General features: G+C 39.7%; 14 protein-coding genes and 1 tRNA gene. All 15 read right to left on the reverse strand.

Annotation, left to right across the window (positions count from 1 at the left end):
* Positions 1–10 precede the first annotated feature (10 nt).
* The 15 genes from L1077_RS00415 to folP all read right to left on the reverse strand — a co-directional run bounded on the left by L1077_RS00415 (position 11) and on the right by folP (position 20,351).
* The gene (locus L1077_RS00415) at positions 11–1,699 is read right to left on the reverse strand and encodes a cyclic peptide export ABC transporter (protein ID WP_237135119.1); all 1,689 of its coding nucleotides are present in this window, start codon (positions 1,697–1,699) and stop codon (positions 11–13) included.
* Between the two features lie 42 nt (positions 1,700–1,741).
* Positions 1,742–4,012 (reverse strand): penicillin acylase family protein, encoded by a 2,271-nt coding sequence (locus L1077_RS00420; RefSeq protein ID WP_237135120.1) that lies wholly within the window; start codon positions 4,010–4,012, stop codon positions 1,742–1,744.
* A 134-nt stretch (positions 4,013–4,146) separates the two neighbouring features.
* Positions 4,147–6,555 (reverse strand): ABC transporter permease, encoded by a 2,409-nt coding sequence (locus tag L1077_RS00425; RefSeq protein ID WP_237135121.1) that lies wholly within the window; start codon positions 6,553–6,555, stop codon positions 4,147–4,149.
* Between the two features lie 82 nt (positions 6,556–6,637).
* Positions 6,638–7,330 (reverse strand): ABC transporter ATP-binding protein, encoded by a 693-nt coding sequence (locus tag L1077_RS00430; protein WP_237135122.1) that lies wholly within the window; start codon positions 7,328–7,330, stop codon positions 6,638–6,640.
* Positions 7,331–7,352: 22 nt separating this feature from the next.
* Positions 7,353–8,603 (reverse strand): efflux RND transporter periplasmic adaptor subunit, encoded by a 1,251-nt coding sequence (locus tag L1077_RS00435; protein ID WP_237135123.1) that lies wholly within the window; start codon positions 8,601–8,603, stop codon positions 7,353–7,355.
* 11 nt (positions 8,604–8,614) lie between these two features.
* Positions 8,615–9,580, reverse strand: a complete 966-nt coding sequence (locus L1077_RS00440; protein WP_237135124.1) for a TauD/TfdA family dioxygenase — start codon at positions 9,578–9,580, stop codon at positions 8,615–8,617.
* A 16-nt stretch (positions 9,581–9,596) separates the two neighbouring features.
* Positions 9,597–10,532: a cupin-like domain-containing protein gene (locus L1077_RS00445; RefSeq protein WP_237135125.1), complete on the reverse strand. Its 936-nt coding sequence runs from the start codon at positions 10,530–10,532 to the stop codon at positions 9,597–9,599.
* Between the two features lie 128 nt (positions 10,533–10,660).
* Positions 10,661–11,548, reverse strand: coding sequence for a chlorinating enzyme (locus tag L1077_RS00450; RefSeq protein ID WP_237135126.1), 888 nt, complete (start codon positions 11,546–11,548; stop codon positions 10,661–10,663).
* Between the two features lie 392 nt (positions 11,549–11,940).
* Complete coding sequence (locus L1077_RS00455) at positions 11,941–13,035, reverse strand: ParB/Srx family N-terminal domain-containing protein (RefSeq protein ID WP_237135127.1); 1,095 nt, start codon at positions 13,033–13,035, stop codon at positions 11,941–11,943.
* Positions 13,036–14,093: 1,058 nt separating this feature from the next.
* On the reverse strand, positions 14,094–15,185 hold the full coding sequence (locus L1077_RS00460) for a serine hydrolase domain-containing protein (RefSeq protein ID WP_237135128.1): 1,092 nt from the start codon (positions 15,183–15,185) through the stop codon (positions 14,094–14,096).
* A 1,722-nt stretch (positions 15,186–16,907) separates the two neighbouring features.
* Positions 16,908–16,993, reverse strand: a tRNA-Leu gene (locus L1077_RS00465).
* 9 nt (positions 16,994–17,002) lie between these two features.
* The gene (gene secG, locus L1077_RS00470; protein ID WP_237135129.1) at positions 17,003–17,341 is read right to left on the reverse strand and encodes a preprotein translocase subunit SecG; all 339 of its coding nucleotides are present in this window, start codon (positions 17,339–17,341) and stop codon (positions 17,003–17,005) included.
* A 4-nt stretch (positions 17,342–17,345) separates the two neighbouring features.
* Positions 17,346–18,089 (reverse strand): triose-phosphate isomerase, encoded by a 744-nt coding sequence (tpiA, locus tag L1077_RS00475; RefSeq protein ID WP_237135130.1) that lies wholly within the window; start codon positions 18,087–18,089, stop codon positions 17,346–17,348.
* 79 nt (positions 18,090–18,168) lie between these two features.
* The gene (gene glmM, locus L1077_RS00480; RefSeq protein WP_237135131.1) at positions 18,169–19,509 is read right to left on the reverse strand and encodes a phosphoglucosamine mutase; all 1,341 of its coding nucleotides are present in this window, start codon (positions 19,507–19,509) and stop codon (positions 18,169–18,171) included.
* Positions 19,506–20,351 (reverse strand): dihydropteroate synthase, encoded by an 846-nt coding sequence (folP, locus tag L1077_RS00485; RefSeq protein WP_237135132.1) that lies wholly within the window; start codon positions 20,349–20,351, stop codon positions 19,506–19,508. Before folP ends, glmM begins: the two co-directional genes overlap by 4 nt.
* Between the last annotated feature and the right edge of the window lie 17 nt (positions 20,352–20,368).

Below are 20,368 nucleotides of genomic sequence, written 5' to 3' on the forward strand. Positions count from 1 at the left end.
TTTTACCACGCTATCCCACATTCTCTAATTTATAAGTAGACTCTGATACAACCTTGCCCTTATCCATGCGAATGAGTCTATCCGCTTGATCAAAGTACTGATCATCGTGCGTTATCACGATCACCAATTTTCCTCTGCTTTTTAAGTCAGTAAGCAATTGAGTATAAAAAATTTCTCTAAATTCAGGGTCTTGGTCTGCTGCCCACTCATCAAACAAATACATATCTTTGTCCTCTAAGTAAGCATTTAATAAAGCCAGTCGCTTGCGTTGACCATCGGATAATTTCAACGTAGAAAAACGCCCATTAGAAAACGTTACCTTGTCAGCCAAATCCAACTTGACTAAATAGTCATTCACAAGAAGTTGCAACTCTTCACCTTGTGCGTAAGAGTCCAGTACCGTTTCAAACAGATGAAAATCCGAATAGATAGCAGATATCATTTGTCGATAGCTATTAGCATTACCAACATCCACAGGCACTGAGTCAAAAAGAACTTGTCCTCCGGCAGGTTGATAATGCAAAGTAATCAACTTACTTAAAGTAGATTTACCAGAGCCATTTCCACCGACGATATAAGTCACTTCACCTTTTTTAAAAGTCAGATCCACTGGCCCGACAGAAAATTGTCTATCATTGTCACCAGAGTCATAATTATATAAGACACCTGTAAGTGAAAAAGTTGACCATGCAGGCACCTCTGAAACTTTATCGTGGTAACCTTCGTCCTCTAACTCCACTAACAAAGTTTGCATTTTCTGATAAGAGATATTCGCCATCATCAAGCTAGGTAGGCCATTCAGAATACTGCCAATTGGACCAGTCACATAGAGTAATACCATGAATACTGCTATCAGCGTTTGTTGGTCAATCTGGTGGTAGTTAACAAATACGAAAGCCACAATACCCAACACAAAAAGCGCTATCATATTTCCAAAATTGAGCGCAGCTGTAATGATGGTTAAACCTAACTTTTGGTTTTCAATTATTAAGTCTTCATTCTCAAGTAGCTCTGTCTCAACAAAGTTGTCTTTCTTATTTTTATTTAGTTTTAACTCTTTTATACCTGAACTCAGTGAGCGAATACCGTCATGTAAATTATCTACATGTTTTCGAGATTTAAAAAATGCTTTATTTCCAAAAAACATAGGTACTTGATAAAGGATCACTCCTAAAAATATACATTGAATAACAAAAACAAATACTTCTACTTGTAAATATAATAAAAATATCAACATACCTAAGAGCGTAAACAAGCTAACAATAATATCAGGGACCGCTTTTGCCCCACCCACAATCGTTTGTACATCAGACGTCAATGACGCCATCAAGCGACTGGAGCCAACCTGCTCTGTCGATGACATCTTTGCTCGTAACACTTTTTTATATATTTCAATGCGCAAATTACGCGTTACGTCACTTGATATTAATGCCAACATCACCTGTGACACGGTTTGGCAAATTAAAATACAGACAATGGCTAGGAAAAAGAGCAATGCCATATTTTCATTATCCACCTGTACTCCCCAAAACTGTGCTTTGCTCCCCTCTTCTTGATAAGACAAGTTGTGAGGTTGCTGCAAGCTATTGGTAACTATGGGGATCAACATCGCATAGCTGATACCTGCTATCACGCCTAACACCATAGATACAAACAGCCTATTTGGGGAAAAATGGCTTAGTTCATCAAAGAATTTCAAAAACTTCTCTCCTGTAAAGAAACATCTCTGTGCATGTATACGTTAGTGGGATAACAACTCACCGCGCAGATAAACTTGGTACAAATCGTCATAATGTTTGTCCATAGGATTGGCAGTTTGCCCTCCAGCAATCGTATAGTGCCAACCTAGTTTTGGAGTTAACTCATACACTTGCCTGAACGAAGCGCCAAAAGCACTTTCATAACCACCAAACTTGTCAAACCTATACCCCGCTACATTTATCGTGTCGTAGCTACCTATCTTATCTCCCTTCAAATTGTATAGGTCTTCAAAAAAAGGAACTCGATTGAACATCAAATGAGGTATGAGACGGTTGCTTATATTCACCCAGCGCCAGTCTTCACTATTTTCCCCTGTTAAATCTGACAACTCTGCGCTGGCAGAGTCAAAGCTGCTCATCAATATATCAAGACAAGTTTCCGTTTTTGGCGTATTGATGTTGTTGCAGTAAGGGTCATTTGCGATCAGCAGTTGATAAATATTTGCCGATGTCTGGCGATTAATGTAACCAGCTAACAGCCCTGAAGAATTAGAAAAACGTAGCATTTCGTCAGAGAATATTGCCAGCTTGAGATTACGCATCCAGCTAATATAAAGTGCAGGGATAGGAGAGTCAGCCATCATATCACCATCCCAGGACTCAAAATCAACCGCCAGATGTTGTGGTATTTTCGATAACGCCCCTAGCTGACGGAGAACTTCTGTAAACTGTTTACCATTTAAATCAACTGTATCCAGCTGCATAATCCTAGCATCATTTACATCCATTTTTTTACCGGTAGAAATATAAAACTCCAGTAACTCTTTAATACGCATTGCCCTTGATGGATCGGCCCACTCGTTTGACAAATAATGACCTTGAGGGCTAACGACCTCGTCATTCGCGCTCACGATATACCCAGATGGTGGATTATAACTGCTTGGTAGCTCTGTAAAAGGAATATAGCCCTGCCACTCACTACCACTTTGCCAGCCAGCTAGTGGCAAACCTTCAACAGGGCTGTCACGTAAAGGGATGGCGCCTGCAGCTTGATAACCAATATTTCCTAATTTATCAGCGTAAAGAAAGTTTAGTGCTGGGGCTTTATAAGTGCTTAATGCTTCACGAAACGCTTCCCAGTTGGATGCATAATTGAGCTTATATAAAGATTGATACGACAAGTCTGCCCCCTGTAAACTTGTCCAACGCATCGCTACTGGCGCATCAAAGACAGCAATTGAATCACTGATAATAGGGCCGTTATGCGTTTTTCGAATTTTTAGTTTAATAGGCTCAAAAGGCTTATTCAACCCTGCTGGAAAGTCCGCATTGACTCTAATTTCAGCTTCAATAGAATCAAAATATGCCCAGCCATCTGCTGTCTGGTATTGCTTTGGAGAAGCTGGATGAACTTGCTCAACCACCAAGTCCTGTGTATCAGCCAACATATTTGTACCACCCCATGCCACATACTCGTTGGCACCAAAGACAACAATAGGCAAGCCGATTATAGACATCCCCTTAATATGACTCTTGGCATGTTGCTGCTCAATTGCAAACCACATTGAAGGTACTGTCATAGCTAAGTGTGGATCGTTAGCAAGTAAAGGCGCTCCGCTGGCAGTATGCTTCCCAGATACAACCCAAGCGTTGCTTCCTACCCCAAACTCTCCTAACCCAGTCGACTCTGTAAAATTTTGCTGCATCTCTAATAATTGGCTAAATGCAAGCTTAGTTTCAACGCTATTATTATGGAGGTGATTTGACGAACTCACTCGCTCATCAGAGCGCGTACTCTCCAATATCAAGTTCTCCATTTCAGAGACGTAATTGACACTTAGGTTTAATGCAAATAATTTTTGCGTGAGTAATGAATCCTCTATTTGCCAAGGTTGAAACTCCTTGGCCACCAATAACAACTCTTGAGATACACCATTGAGTTCAACCCAAGCATTAATGCCATCAGCATAAGCCTGAAGTGAACGTTTTGCCTCAGCGTCCATGCTTTGCGCATCTAAAGAGGCACTATCGACTAATCTCAGCCGTCGCATCCAGATATCGCTCTGTAGATGCCCTCGACCGAGTATTTCAGATAAGTTTCCCCTTGCAAGTGCTCTTTGCATTACAAGCTGCCCTAATCGCTCCTTAGCATGTAAAAAGCCTGTCGTAAAATATACGTCATGCTCAGAGTCTGCGGAGATTGTAGGTACACCGGCACTATTTTCACTCAGACTGACATGAACACCGAGTTCGGCAAGCTGCTTTGAGTCTTGATCTATGGATGTTCGGTAACCAAACTGAATTAATAACACAGCTAATCCAATAAGGATCAGCAAAAATAATATCAAAAACCGACTAATTACTGGGTATTTTTTTAACACGTTCACTCGCTCTACCACTTTTTGCTCACTGTATATTTGCGGCCTAACTAAAGGCCGCAATACCTTTACTCACTGCGTAAAGCTGCAGTCGGTTTAACACTACATGCTCGGTAGGAGAGTATCGCCACAGTCAACCAAATAATGACACATGTCACGAAGGTTGCCGCCACAAAAATACCCACACTTAAATCTATTTGGCGCGTGAATACTTCCAACCATGATTGAGCAAGATAGTAGGCAATAGGCCATGCAATTACACTGGCTATCGCCCCCAGTACTAAGAACTCGTTGCACAGCATATTAACGAGGTTAAATCGACGTGCGCCTATCACTTTACGAATCGCTAACTCTTTTTGTCTTCTCTCAGTCGAGAAAGCAGACAAACCGATTAAGCCCAAACAAGTGATGAAAATGATCATTGCAGCAAATCGCATTAGTAAATCTTTTTCTCTTTCTTCTTCTTTGTAAAGCAAGCTATATTCTTGCGAGAGTAAACGCGTATCAAAATAATTGAGTCCGTAAATTTCGTTTAACTTTGACTCCACGACTTGGATCACTGCTGAAGTGTCTTCACCAGTCGTTTTTACTATGATTGTTTCAGGCAGCGCAAAATATCCCAAACCCATAAAGAAAGAAGAAGTGACATGTTTATCTGATAAAAATTGGACATCTTTTACCACGCCCACGACTCGCCCTTTAAACTGTCTCCAATTCCAAGTTTTACCAATCGCTTCATTGGCATCATTCCAACCTGCCGCTTTTGCAGCAGTCTGGTTAATGATAACCCCAATTTCATATTGATCATTACCGATGCTCTTCACCCAATCACCGGCAAACTCTTGCGTGAACCCTCTACCTGCTACTATTTCCATTCCCATTGTTTCAATCAGATCATAGTTGGCGCCAATGCCTGGCGTTCGAGCAAGTGCTTCAACCGCTCTGCCATCCGCCGTGATAGTTTCGACACTGGTAAAGTTCATTGTTGGTATATGATCCGCAGTGGATATAGACAATATTCTCGGGTCACTCTCTGGTAAATTTGCGATCGGTTCAAAATTATTACGCAATAAACCAGTAGGTAAGCCGCGGACAATTATCACATCATCTTTCTCATACCCCATGTCCAAACCAATACTGTGGTTGATTTGCATATACACCACAGTCGACAAAACTAACATAATTACGGTGATCGTGGTTTGAAATATGACTAGCACTTTACGGAATCTTGCAGATGCCTTACCCCTTGTGAGATTGCCACTGAGAACCTGTAGTGTGTTGTAAGAGGACATATAAAAAGCGGGATACATACCTGCGAGCATACCTACGGCAAGGATCAGTAAACTCAGTGCAGGAACAAAAGTCAGCCACTCTAAGCCTATCGTTTTACCGGTGAATTCATTCAGGGTCGGTAGAGCAAGTATAACCAATATAACGGCTACAATTGTCGCTAACGCCACCAATATCACTGACTCTGCCAAAAACTGAATCACAATATCTTTTCTCTTGGCACCCAAGATTTTTCTGATACCTATTTCCTTAGCACGCAAACCGGCACGCGCCGTCGACATATTAATAAAGTTAAAGCAAGCAACCAATAATAGGAATAACGCCAATGCCGCTGTCAGGTAGACCGTTTCTATGCTGCCGTTAGCTTTCAATTCCCACATGAGGTCCGAATTCAGATAAATATCAGCTAAAGGCTGTAATACCACGTTAATGGCAAATGCTTCATTACGCTCAGACCAAATTTGATTTATTTGATCACGAAAATCTTGAGGTTGCACACTATCTTTTAAATTGACATAAGTGTAAAACTCAATGTTAGTCCAGCTTTCAAATAGGTCAGGGTTGATCTGTTTATAAGTAGGCAATGAAGCCAAGACGGTTAAATCTAAATGCGTATTTCCTGGCAGATCTTCAAATACACCGCCGATTTCCATCACTCGATCTTGACCTAATTTGAGCGTTTCGCCTACTACATCTGTTTTTCCATACAGCATTTGGGCCGTTGTTCTTGAGATGATAAGCTTGTTCGGCTGCCTTAGTGACTCCTGGCCCAGCCCTTCAATCATTGGAATACTAAATACTTCAAATAAGTGTTCATCAGCCCACTGGAGCTTCAATTGCGGCAGCAGCTCTGTATCTTTGCGCAATACATACCAACCTGTAGGAAAGCCGATTTGAGTCACCGCATTCACTTGCTCTGAAAACTGGCTTTTCAATAAGCTCGGTAAGACCGGTGTGACGATCGTACCACCGGGTTTTCCCAACCCCATATCAGGGTACTCTGAAGCAATCCGGTAGGTATTCTGGTAATCAGGGTGGTAACGATCAAAAGTCAGTTCATCAGATACGAATAAGTACATCAATAAAAATGCACTAAGCCCTATCGTCATCCCGACGACATTAAGTAAAATGTGAGACTTTTGCCTTTTGAACGCACGTATTGTTGTTAGAAAGTAGTTTTGTAACATGCTTGTTCTCTTTTATTCAAAACATATCGATAATGGAAGCCGACAATGTAGTATTAAACCGGCATTCCAATGAAGAAGCCCATTAAGATGCTAACTTCGCTGCATTGTCTTCGAACTTGATAATTTCACCGTCTTTTACTGACAAAATTTTCTTCGCATAGCTGGCATGCTCTAACGAGTGAGTAACCATTACCACGGTCGTGCCTTCACTATTAAGCTCAGTCAATAACTCCATCACTTCAGCGCCATTGGTAGAGTCCAAATTACCTGTTGGCTCATCCGCAAGAATCAGTTTCGGCTTTATGATCAGTGCTCTTGCAACTGCAACTCTTTGCTGTTGACCACCAGATAACTGCTGCGGTAAATGATTTGCTCTGTGCGCAATGTTGAGCCGCTCAAGTACCTCATCACTGCGCTTTTTACGCTCACTCGCTGAGACTTTCTGATACATTAATGGCAATTCCACATTTTCACGTACCGTTAATTCATCAATCAAATTGAAACTTTGGAAAATAAATCCAATATTTTGATGCCTCACATCCGTTAATTGCGACTCAGATAAATTGGTTACATCACGGCCGTCAAATATATACTCTCCATCACTTGGACTATCAATCATTCCAACAATATTAAGCAGCGTAGACTTACCGCTTCCTGATGGCCCCATCACTGCCACAAAGTCTCCCTTCTCAACCTTAAAGTTCAGCTCATTTAATGCTGTTGTTTCAATTGTGTCGGTCGTGAAAACTTTACTTAGTTTCTTAAATTCAATCACATCTGCTCCCCTAGTATCTGTCTTAATTTATTATTAATTGGTCAATATCTTGAAGATTGTCATAATTTGAAATCACGACCTTATCATTTTCAGCTAGCCCATCTATGACTTCAAAAAACTTCGGATTTCTACGTCCAAGTTTAATTGAGCGCTTCACAGCTTGAGTACCATCTTCATTGAGTACGAAAACCCACTCACCGCCACTTGTGGCAAAAAAGCCACCTCGGCTCAACAACAAGCGTTTTTCACTCTCGCCTAAAAAGACTTTTAATTGCAAGCCTTGTCCACGCCTAATATTTTCAGGCACTTTATCTGTGAACAAAAAATCCACCTCAAATTGACCATCTGCAACTTGTGGATAGACTTTATCTATTGTTAGTGAGTAATCCCGACCATTTTGCGTGTATGTTGCAACCAACCCCATACTGATCCTAGTGACATAAAATTCATCAATTCTCGCCCTCACTTTAAATTGATTCGTAGAATCTACCTGACCTAGCCTAACACCAGGAGAAACATACTCACCGATCTCAACATTCAATGATGTCAGATAACCATCGACTGGCGCTTTAATTTCTAAGTTATCTATATTTTTTTTTGCTAAAGTCAGGTTTTTATTCAAGTGAGTAGAACTTTCCTGCAATTGCTGCAACTGCGACTCATACAAAACCGCATTTTTTTCTTGTCTTTCTAATGCTAGCGCTAATCGGCCCGTATAATATTCATGTTCATAGTAAAGAGAATCAAATTCTTCTTCCGAAACAAGCTTTTGTGTTTTGAGGCTATCAAACTTGTCTAGCTGTCGTTTAAGGTTTTTAATTCTATACCGAATATCAAGCACTTCTCTTTTTAAGTTCAGCTTATCTTGCTCAAGTGATAAACGTGTATTTCGCAAATTGTTCAACTGTTCGGACACCTGAGCTTCTCTTGAGATGATATCAAGCTCAATCGCCGCATTTCTTAACTTGAGTAGCGGCTTGCCTCTCGAAACCACTTCACCCTCTTCAGCATAAACCTGCTCTACTTGCCCACCAATAATAGTATCGAGAAAAACGGTTTGCTTTGGTTCCACAATTCCTCGAACCGGGATGTAGTCATCAAAGCTTTGGTTGACAACCGTTGCTATTTTTAAAGACTCTCTTTCAACTCTGTACTTCGCTCCCGAATCTTGAGCGCCCAAAAAATATAATCCAGCGACTACAACGAATGCTGCAATCATACCCCAAATTATGAATTGGTTTTTTTTTGATTTTTTAACTATTACCTTATCCATTTATACCTCTATTAACGAAAACTTGTTTCCAAAGGCTTGGCCATACCAACCAATACCTTGCGAACACCGTTAAAGGGTTCCCTGCCATGACTGAAACGTAAATTATCTAAAAGTAAAAGATCATTACGCTGCCAATCAAACTTAATTTGTAATCTACGATAAGTGTTTCTTATCAGCTCTAATACTTCATGATCGATTTTGCTACCGTCACCAAAAAAAGCATTTCTAGGCAATTGCTCTTCATTGTAATTAGTTAACATCGCTTCCCGGAGCTGTTCATCCAGTGCTGAATAATGGAATAGATGAGCTTGATTAAACCAGACTTTCTTACCCGTTACAGGGTGCACTTGAACAGCAGGCAGCGTCTGCGTCGTCCTCAAGCCGTTGTCATCATACCATTTATAATCGATACCATTTTCTCTACAGAACTGCTCTACATCATCTTTATTAGTGCTACCAAAGACTTCAGACCAGGGCAAATCGATGTCATTGTAGTTACGTACATAAGTGACACCTTTTGCTTCAAATTCAGCTCGGATCTCGCTAGGCAATGTCTCATAAACAAGCTGGCTATCCGTAATGGGCGTTTGTCCACCTTCTTTAGACGGGACCATGCAATAAAAACCGATAACTTGAGGAAAACGGTTACTGTAAGCATTTTCATTATGCTGCTCAATAATAGACGCTGAGTTATACTCTGTAGCAGTGTAAACATTGTGTTTTAGCTCACTACGAGGGGTAGAACGATAGCGATAAGGGAGCAATTCAGCTTGCCAAATATTCTCTAGCACACTCGCTAATAAAGTCGGACTATGCAACCTTGCCCCTCGGATCAACACCCCCCCATATTGCGCATGTAGTGTATTGATATTCTCTAAATTTCCACTTAACCAATCTGGAAACTTAACCTTGGACTCAGATGCATTCAAAACAGGTAAGATGTCTTTCACGCTACCGATTAAACTCGACTCAGACATTATCAATAGCCCCCGACTAACTATTGTAAAATGAGGACAGCAAGCAAGGTGTTTGTTCAAGAATTTTATCTTGAATCAACAAAGACAACTTGTATAACTCTTTACTGTCTTTTTTATTGTCTGCCATTACGTTTTTAATTACTTTCTCCATGAAATAATGCATAGAAGGCTGAGATAGTAAAACTCTTTCTGGTTCAAACCACCAGTTCAAGGACAAGTTAAAATCTCCCAAGCTTTCAACGGCATGAAACCAAAATACAGGAATAAATAACATATCTCCTGGATTAAGCACTATCTCATAAAGCTTCGCATTCTTTAATAGAGGAAAACGAGCATAGTCAATATCAAATATGTCTACCTCGCAGTAATATGGGTGATGCATATTGTAATAAACATTAGATGCGTCTTCAGGTGCAGCCATAATGATTCTTTTTTGACCTTGTACCTGCACATACAGATTTTCAAATTGATCTTGATGCATCCACGACTGAGTTCCTTTGGCTTGCATCCACATTAAACCAAGCTCTAATCTTGCTTTATCAATCAAATCTGGGGTCTCGAAATCGTTCTGATATTGTGCCAAATCAATGTGCTTGTTATATGGCCTGCGCGGCCCATGAGAAAATATAATTCGATTAAGTGACAAAAAAGAAGGTTCGTCCTGAGATAGGGTCGTTACTCTGTCGATGTAAGATTTAAAACTTGTCGGTTCAGGGATTGGTATTTCTCCCATACTTAGTTCACTAAAATCCGGATATTGATGAGATTTTGAAGCGAGACACAGCATTTCTTTGTCGCCGTAATTATCCGACCAAAATTGTGGCCCCCAGCTACTTACTGCTCGCCAAGAATCAGCAAAACCCTCTATAATAACAGGCTTATTTTGACTCAGGAAATCTCGTTGAAACACTTCTTTAGTGAGACTTTTCACTCTAGGTATATTTTCACTCATTCTACTCTACTCATTTAGGCTTGTGTTTTGCGCATATCCCTATGGCAAGTAAACATTATCACTCAATTCAAAATTAAAAGGCTTCCCCGTAAGGTGAAGCCTTTATTGAGTCTATAAATTACACGTAATTATTTACCAAACACAGGGAAAGCCTTACCAAGATTATTGGTGTCTCTCAAGGTATTGTGTTTATAGCGATCTTCTCCCGATACAAGTACTGCACCATAGTTGTCCAGTTCCATATTTGCACCATGAGAAAAGAACGAACTTTGCCCAGGATAAACGCGCATAAACGTTGGCACATAACGAGAAGCAATTGCCATTCGAGTATTACGTTTCGTGATATTTGGATGAGAAGCATGGCAACACTTTGCAGTAAAAATAACACATTCACCCGGTTGCATAACCATGGAAACTGTTTTTTCTTTTTCTGGATCCCATCTTTCATCGACTCTGAAGTCCTGAAAGTTGTAACCATAAAACTGTGTATCAGCTTCTACTGCAACATATTCTTCGTTTCTTCCAGACTGAGTTGTTTTTGATTCATCATACAGCTTCTTTTTATGTGAACCTGGCATGAATCTCAAACATCCATTTTCTACCGTTGCCTCTGTAAAGGTTGTCCACACTGTGATGTCCATTGGCAAATCTGGATGATTCTCAATTGGAGAGATCTGAGGTGTACCTGATGCATAACTGTAATCCGCTACCTGATGCCACTCAGTCCCAGGCGTGCCAGGAAACTTAGGGAAAAACTCCGAACGCCAGCAAAGGATGTCATGTCCCATAATGGCTCTCAACTTCTCCACGATACGCGGGTGGCCGATGTGATTTGTTAACTCCGGTATATCATAATGTCTATCGTAATTGAGGTCATTATCAAAAAGTATGTTATCTCGGTTAAAGTTTTGCTTGCGTACGCTAGCAATCATTTGTTTGGCTTCTTCTGGTTCATATACTTTAAATGGACCAATGAACCCATTGTCTTGGAATTCTTTTCTCCACTGACTTTCCATGGCAAATCCTTCACAACTTTGGTGATATTATTATTTTTATGCATGCCAGCATTCATGGTATTGGTTATGCCATACTACTGACATACGGTGATTTTTGAATCAAAGCAAAACTAACCCAATAAAGTTTTCATGTCAAGCGAACATCTCACTACTCTTGCTGCAAGAACCGACACTATTTACCCATCGGTATAAAAGCAACACAATGTATTAAAAAACAATAAGCCACTGTTTTATATGACATTTAAATTTCATATAAAATAATTATAAGATAATATAAACCAATACCCAAATAGCCCCAGCTTTGATAATGCTGCTAATTTTTAAATACTGTACACGACAAAAAAGTACTCTGTAGTAACGGTCACCTCAACTCACGCGTGAGACATCTAGAATTAACCACCATTTTTTACCCTGTTTTCTAAAAAGTCCATAACAGATTTTGTGACCTCGTTGACTGCCACTGTATCACTCCAATCTAGTTTAGACCAATCAATCCCCGTATCTAAACTGAATACATTCTCGGAAAATAAAAATTTAACTACTTTAGCGGAAGTAACCTGACCTATTTGGATTGATGACCCATTTGGAAAGTTATGACAAATATTATCCAATTTTTTCGCTATTAACTGTTCAACTTTTGACCTAAAACTAGAACTACCGATCACAATATCAAAGTGAGCACTTACAAACATCTCGTAATCAACAATTATTGTGTATACAGACTCAAGAGGCTTTTTAAGCCCTGCTTGATATGCTTCAAATATACAGGGGTATTTAAATAGTTTTATATAAAAATCATATACTTGATTTGGTATAGCCATAACTTTTAGCATGGTTTGATAAGATAAAGAAGCTCGCCCTATCTGATGCAAAACTAAAGACACAGTATCGAGTTCATCTTTGGCTGATTTAAAAGCCAGTAATTTATCTAACGCTGAGATATCATCTCTGAAGATATGATCAGATAGTTGCTTAGCATGATTTAATAATGGCTTATTCTGATATACTTTAAACTGACTTATACCTTCTAGGCCATGAACATAGACAGAAGCAAGATATCGATATTGCCCTGTAACTATTTGATACTTCCCGTCTTCTAACGGAAAAACAGAGGGTATTTGAGAAATTGCTACTAGCTTAATTTTATCTGACAGTGTAATGATTGATCTTACGCTTTGTAACGCACCTTGCCATTTTTTAGTACCATTTTGCATACAAATAATAATGCAATCTTTCCCCACTATCACTTTGTCATGTGCCGAGTATTTGGTAATCAATTGATTCTTTGAAATACGACGAGCGACAAACAAAGATGCATCTAAGTCACTAATTTTCACAACTGGAATATAATAAGGACTGTTGAGATCTGGGCAAACCTCATTTAGAAGTAACGTTTTATATGTAAAAGGTTCATCATTTATAATGTCCTCATCTTGGTTATTGCTCAATAGAGCTAACAAAGCTTGTTCGAGATTTAATTTAGACACGAGAATAGAAATAAAATAAAACAATCTATATACAATATCTCTTTATTAGAAACAAATCACCCTGTTAATTTAACATAAACAAAAAAGGTACATACTTCACAAAAAATAAACAGCCATATTTAATGAAAGCAAGCAAAATAGGCAATCATAGGAGTGATAAGTAAAACAAATACGACCATATTATTCCTGGTATCGTTTATCAGCTATTCGGCTATTAAAATGAATAAAGCCAACATTTTTAGATCTTTATCAGTAAATGGTTTGGCACATCTAATCTTGATGAATAGACTCCGCAGTTTCACCAACATCGTCAAGGTAACGAGTCTAGAGCAACGTCAACAAACGCTAAGTTCATTACTTAGTATACAAAAATAATTTTATAAGAATAAAGAGTTTCAGCTAGTATTGGATAAAGTATCAAACTCTGCCGAAATACCATATGGAAAATAATGAGGCATCATAACTTATCAATTCATAAACTAGCATCTCACAAGCATGTACAGCTGAAAAGTGTCATTTAAGTATTCTAAATTTTCAGAAATAGACGCTTGATGCATCAGTGCCAAATAAAACTTAGTATGGCACAAGTTTATTTATATAGTTGCCTGGCCAACTCTTTATGTTCGCTGGAACATTTTCTCAGAAAAATAAAAACCAGTTGTGAACTGAAATGAGTTTCAAGAGCGAAGCAATTATAATAGACACAACAATTAAGTAACTTAGGAGATGAAGGGCAACTTATCTTGCAGTGGCAAATGCGCCAAATTGGGTTTAATTGAGCTCTTTTTAAACAGGGAGATACTCACAGCCAATCGCAAAAAATAGTGCACTGCGATATAAGGAACACCAATATAACAGTTGGCCAAACGCCCTAGTGATCATAACAATAATAACGCATCTATCGAAAAAGCATCATGGGCAACAGAAACGTGGCAGGCAAAAGGGGCTGTACCAACTGCCATAAATTTTATAAAGAGCCTATTTAACCAGTAGCGCTAAATTATGTATGCTCTGTATTAGAACATCGATTTCGTTTAGTAATAAATTATTACACAACTTCAAAACTCAGTTTGCCTGATATGCCTCAATATAAGGTTATCAATTTCATTACTCACGCCGTTAATACTGCTGTTTGTCAAAATGACATATCCCAAGTTTTGTTCAGGGATCAGACGCATCAAAGATATCCATCCCCGATTAAATCCCGAAAAGCCTAAACTTTCATTCTCACTATCAATAATATAACTCATGCTCCAACGACCTTTTGTATGAGGTACTGGCGTAATCATTTGCTCTATTAATTCACTCGAGAGTAAATGTGCACCATTATACTGGCCTTTTGAATCCTTCAGCGTTGCTAAACCAAAACGAGCCAAATCGAGTGCGGTTGTTTGCAAACCTGCTGCTGCTTGCTCTGCAAAGTAAAGCATGGAAGTTTGTTTTCCCGTTTCATCATATGGGATTGCTGACTTCTTGATCACATTATTTGTAACGTCAAAAGTGGAGCTGATCATGCCAAGTGGTTTGAATACTTTTTTTTGCATATAATCTTCAAACCCCATCCCTGAAACATCTTCTATCAACAATTGAACAATTGAATACCCCCCACCAGAGTACGAAAATCGAGAACCTGGTTTATATATTAGTTTAAGCGTTCCGGCACCATTATTATGCCCTTTAAGTGATTCAACGATAGTGGGAACTTGTTTACTTGTATTCCAACCAACATACGGGCCCAATGATAAACCTGATGTGTGAGATAAAACATTTCTCAATGTCACCGCATTTGTATTGAAGTGAGATCTTGGGAGCTTCCAACGTTTGAGATATTGATTAATTGGTTTATCTAAATCCACTTGACCATTTTGAACTAGCTGCATCACACCCCATGTAGTTACAACTTTTGAGATAGATCCCACATTGAACATGGTATCTTTGGTTATAACAGCGCTAGTTTTAATGTCCGCAGCACCATACGACAAAAACCCTAGGATTTTATCGCCTTGGATAAACGCTATCGCCACTCCTGGAGCTCCATGAGCTTGCAAAACATAAGCAGCCTTTTTATCAAGCTCATGTTTTATCTTAGAAAACTGAAAACTTTCAGTCGCCTCAATCGGATTAAAATAAATAAAAATGGCAAAAAGCAAAAACCTATACATATTTTTCCTTAAAGTGCAAATTAAGCCCAATAACCAGCTGATATTATGGCGATGATAAAGCCACAATAATGTTGTAACATAGTGGTATAGTTATTACTAGACAATGGACTTGAACAAGCTTCCCTGAAACTAGTAACGCTTTTGTAATGGCCCTAATTTCAGATGAGATTGCGGCATTCATAAAAAGGTATGAATGAGGAAGCCAACACCCAAAGTTGAAACGCTTTTCCCCGCGAACGAAACAAGCAGCACTTCTATGAGTTATCAGCAGTTGAGTGAAAGGAAAAGAGTAACTAATTTCGATCCTTTCGGAATTTCTTTAAAATTGCCAAAGAGTGAAGTCCCATAACGATATATCGAGAATTAAAAAGAAACCAAACGCACGGGCAGTAATGCTCCCAGAATTCTTTGCACAGATGTAAAGCACTAGAGATATCGAATGCCAGCTAAAGGAGCTAAGTTAGTGTACTAATTGCTCAGTATCGACTAGCGTCCTGGTCAAATACCCAATGTACTAACAAGCGTAGAAGTATGTATCAATCGAGTAGATTTATCGCTATGTTGTTCCGTTTAACTGCCAATGAGGTAAGCAGTTTTATAAATTCTGCATGATAAATCACCAAAAATTAAAAAATGAAATCAACTGGTGAACGCCCAGCAATTTTGATAGTCGAGCACACTTTGAAGATTGGATAAATAGTCACTATATTAGGCCTGCATAGTGCAAGCGCTATAGACATATTATATTGCGAAAACGTCCGTTTTATTCAGTTCAAAAATACCACTACAATCAGCAGATACAGTAACAAACGCGACAATGAAAATACTAATACCATTGAAAGGCTGCGCGTACACCATCACCGCAAGAAATTCGCAAAACACAAATAGATTAGCACTGCGCTGAATGCTGAAATGTATTTCTCCATCTATGTAATGATTGCAGCAAGGTATCAATGAAAACGCCGACGATCTGTAAAGGTTAGGTGTGCAGGAAGTTACGGACTAGAAATGTAACAGACGAGGGGATTCAGTATGCAAAATGAAGGGGTCAAAACCGTCCTATAAAGTGTTTTGAGTTCAAGTAACCTGTCGTCATTGGCAAAAGCTGCTTAATATTAGGGAGCCTCGCATTTCTATGATGAATATAGGGATAAGTCCATTTAATCAGTTGATAATCGGTAGTTTTGAGAGGAGCGTTCACAGTACTACCTTAGTCGCTTTTATAGTTATTTAACCATCTGAGTCTGCGGCCCTCTACTTCCACACGTCAAAAAACAAAATTGCTTCAGCTTAGAGTGATACTCATTACCTTCCAAAGTTGAAGAGTCAAAAAGACAGGCGGGAGGAAAATACATAACTATGAAATCAGTACTTAAGGCACTTAAAAGTAGATTAGAAGCTTTAACTGGCTAAACAACATAAAGATCTATATAAGAACATTGCAAATTTAACAGAGCTATCGAACCTGACAATTAACTAATATATTTACCTTTTGAGAAAATTGGCTAACCACCTAATACTTTACATGGTTTTTAGCTCTGATACTAAGATATGGTTTTAAATGCTTTTATCATTACAATAGGTAGCTCAAATACAATATCAGAGTGATGCTTAGAGTAACTATCGTTTAGTATTTCAAAACAAAAAAACCTGATGAATAATATTCATCAGGTTTCTTGAAATAACTAAGCATAACCTAGTTATTTTATTTGGTGCGAATGGGGGGACTTGAACCCCCACGAGCATAGCTCACCACCCCCTCAAGATGGCGTGTCTACCAATTCCACCACATTCGCAAAACTTTTTTAGTTTGGTACGTCAGAGTCTTCGTTAGAAGCTGGTACGTCCGTTGCTGCTGGAGCAGTTACTGCCGCAGGAGCTTCTAGGTTTTCCCACTGATCAGTTTGCTTTATCTGACCTGCAGTAAGGTTACCTAGAGCAATACTTAACACGAAAAACACGGTTGCAAGTACTGTCGTTGTTTTTGTCATAAAGTTGCCTGCACCAGACGAACCGAAAACGGTTGCTGAAGCACCTGCTCCAAAAGAAGAGCCCATGTCGGCACCTTTACCTTGTTGAATCAAGATCATTCCAACTAACGCTAAAGCAACGACTAAGTAGACAACCAAAAGAATTTCGTACATTTACTTATCCTTTTGCACTCTCGCAGATAGATGTAAATGAATCAGGCTTAAGGCTTGCACCGCCTATTAAACCACCATCAATATCTGCTTGTGCGAACAATAATTCACTATTACTTTCATTAACACTGCCACCATACAGTATTTGCAGTGTTTGTGAAACTTCAGTGTCATATTTTGACACTAAATCTCTTATAAACTTGTGCACTGATTGAGCTTGTTCTGGGGTTGCTGTTTTACCAGTCCCTATAGCCCAAACAGGTTCGTATGCTATCACAGACTTAGCCAATGATGCTATACCTAATTTGTCTATTACAGCAATTATTTGAGCTGCAACGACTTCTTCAGTCTGCTCTTGCTCTCTTTGGCTTTCTGTTTCACCAACACACAATATTGGTGTTACACCGTGAGCCTGAGCTTGAGCAAACTTATTGGCTACATCTTCATTAGACTCACCAAAAATACTTCTTCTTTCAGAGTGACCAACTAGCGTGTACTTCGCGCCTAGTGACTTAATTAAGGAAGCTTGAACTTCACCAGTATAAGCACCTTTATCATGCTCTGAAATAGTCTGCACACCGGCAACTACGCCTGAAGCAACCACGTTACTTAATAATGCAGTAGGTGGAATGACAACAATTTCAACATCTTGGTTATTGACGTTTTTAACTGCGCTTGCAATTGACTGAACCAGTTCAATAGAACCATTCATTTTCCAATTACCTGCCACCATAGGCTTTCTTTTCAACATCCGATACTCCGCGTCAGAAAGCGGGTGAGATACTAACGCTACTCACCCAAAGTTACAAGAAAAATTTTGATTTTGCTGTTTAATTGCTTACAGATTCAACAACTTCTGCAATTTGTTGAGAGAAGTCCATCACTTGCTTCTCTTGCTCAGCCTCAACCATGACACGCACTACCGGTTCTGTACCCGACTTTCTAAGTAGTACTCTTCCCTTTCCATCAAGTTTAGCTTCAACATCTTTTACAGCAGCTTGTACTGCTTCATTACTGACAGGATCAGTTCCCTTTGCATAACGCACGTTGATCATGTTCATTGGATACTTAGTAAAACCAGCCCCCAAATCTTTGAGCGTTTTATTTTGTGCAACCATGGCCGCTAGCACTTGTAAGCTAGATATAATTCCATCACCAGTAGCGATTAAATCCAGGTTTAAAACATGCCCTGAGCTTTCGCCACCAATATTCCAACCTTCTTGAGTCAGTAATTCAAGCACATAACGGTCACCAACCTTACTACGTAAGAAAGGAATATCCTGAGCTTTGAGCGCATTTTCTAGACCCATGTTAGACATGACAGTCCCGACAACGCCGCCCTTAAGTGTGTCGTTAAATTTGGCTTGCAGTGCAGCAATGTAAACAATGTCGTCGCCATCAAAAACACGACCATTATGATCAACCATCATCACACGGTCGCCATCACCATCATATGCAATACCCACATCAGCTTTATGTTCAAGTACCTGACGTTTAAGCGCATCAACGTGTGTTGCACCACACTGCGCATTAATATTTGTACCGTCAGGTTCACACGCTGTCGCAATAACTTCCGCTCCGAGTTCTTGCATGACTGAAGGGGCTATATGATAGGTTGCACCATTAGCACAATCTAAAACAATTTTTAAGCCTTCTAGAGAGTACTCCTTAGGGAACTGACTTTTACAAAACTCAATATATCTGCCGCTTGCACTATCTAAACGGCGCGCCTTTCCAAGCTGTTCAGATGGAACACACGTCATCGGCTCATCAAGCATTGCTTCTATTTCAAGCTCTACGGCGTCATCTAACTTTTTGCCATTACCACCGAAAAATTTGATCCCGTTGTCATGATAAGGGTTATGAGATGCACTTATCACAATACCAGCCTCAGCTCTGAATGTTTGCGTTAAGTACGCAACAGCGGGGGTTGGCATCGGACCAAGTAAAACTACATCAATACCAGCAGCAATTAAGCCTGCTTCAAGAGAGGTTTCTAGTAAATAGCCAGATATTCTCGTGTCTTTACCGATGATCACTTTTTTCGTGCCTGACTTGGATAAAACTTTACCTGCTGCCCAGCCTAACTTTAAAGCAAACTCTGGTGTAATTGGGAACTCACCAACGAGCCCTCTAACACCATCAGTGCCAAAATATTTTCTTGTTGTCATTTAGTTACTCCATGCTTTGCTGCAGACCACACCCGCAGCACATCATTGGTTTCTTTTACATCGTGAACGCGAAGGATATGCGCACCTTGCTGTGCACATAATAGGGCACCAGCTAAACTCGCTGGCAAACGCTCACTTGTATCCCGATTTAGTAAATTTCCGAACATTGACTTACGCGACAATCCCGCCAATACAGGCAAATTAAAATCTGCAAATTGATGAAACTTGCCCAGTAACTCAAAGTTATGCTCTAGCGATTTTCCGAAGCCAAAACCTGGATCGAGTATTAGTCTAGAACGCTCGATCCCAACCTCTGCACACGCCTTAATACGTGCTTGGAAAAAATCGTTGATATCATTTACAAGGTGCTCATATTGTGGCGCTTGTTGCATCGTTCTCGGCTGCCCTTGCATATGCATTAAGCAAATTGGCACGTCGGGAAATTGCGCCGCAACAGATAGACATCCCTCTTCTCGTAAAGCTCGTACATCATTGATAATGTCCGCACCAGCTAACAGTGCTTGGCGCATCACTTCTGCCTTACTTGTATCTACAGAAATAACGCAGTCAGACTTTGCCCTAATACGTTCGATAACAGGGATAACGCGCTTGAGCTCTTCATCTAATGCAACATCAGATGCGCCTGGTCTGGTGGACTCTCCACCAATATCAAGAATCGTCGCACCGTCGTCAAGCATCGAAAATGAATTTATGACAGCGCTATCATTTTTATAGTTCTTGCCGCCGTCAGAAAATGAATCTGGAGTTGTATTTACGATTCCCATTATATGTGGGCTAGAAAGGTCTAAAACGCGACCTCGGGGTAATGAAAGTTGAAACATGTGTTACCTTCCTGCTA

The sequence above is a fragment of the Pseudoalteromonas luteoviolacea genome, assembly GCF_021654285.1.
In the GTDB taxonomy this organism is placed as follows: domain Bacteria; phylum Pseudomonadota; class Gammaproteobacteria; order Enterobacterales; family Alteromonadaceae; genus Pseudoalteromonas; species Pseudoalteromonas luteoviolacea_J.

Excerpts from the sequence above, each read along its gene's own strand:
- L1077_RS00425 (WP_237135121.1), bottom strand. The coding sequence starts at position 6,555 with ATGTTACAAAACTACTTTCTAACAACAATACGTGCGTTCAAAAGGCAA.
- L1077_RS00435 (WP_237135123.1), bottom strand. The coding sequence starts at position 8,603 with ATGGATAAGGTAATAGTTAAAAAATCAAAAAAAAACCAATTCATAATT.
- L1077_RS00440 (WP_237135124.1), bottom strand. The coding sequence starts at position 9,580 with ATGTCTGAGTCGAGTTTAATCGGTAGCGTGAAAGACATCTTACCTGTT.
- L1077_RS00445 (WP_237135125.1), bottom strand. The coding sequence starts at position 10,532 with ATGAGTGAAAATATACCTAGAGTGAAAAGTCTCACTAAAGAAGTGTTT.
- L1077_RS00450 (WP_237135126.1), bottom strand. The coding sequence starts at position 11,548 with ATGGAAAGTCAGTGGAGAAAAGAATTCCAAGACAATGGGTTCATTGGT.
- secG (WP_237135129.1), bottom strand. The coding sequence starts at position 17,341 with ATGTACGAAATTCTTTTGGTTGTCTACTTAGTCGTTGCTTTAGCGTTA.
- tpiA (WP_237135130.1), bottom strand. The coding sequence starts at position 18,089 with ATGTTGAAAAGAAAGCCTATGGTGGCAGGTAATTGGAAAATGAATGGT.
- glmM (WP_237135131.1), bottom strand. The coding sequence starts at position 19,509 with ATGACAACAAGAAAATATTTTGGCACTGATGGTGTTAGAGGGCTCGTT.
- folP (WP_237135132.1), bottom strand. The coding sequence starts at position 20,351 with ATGTTTCAACTTTCATTACCCCGAGGTCGCGTTTTAGACCTTTCTAGC.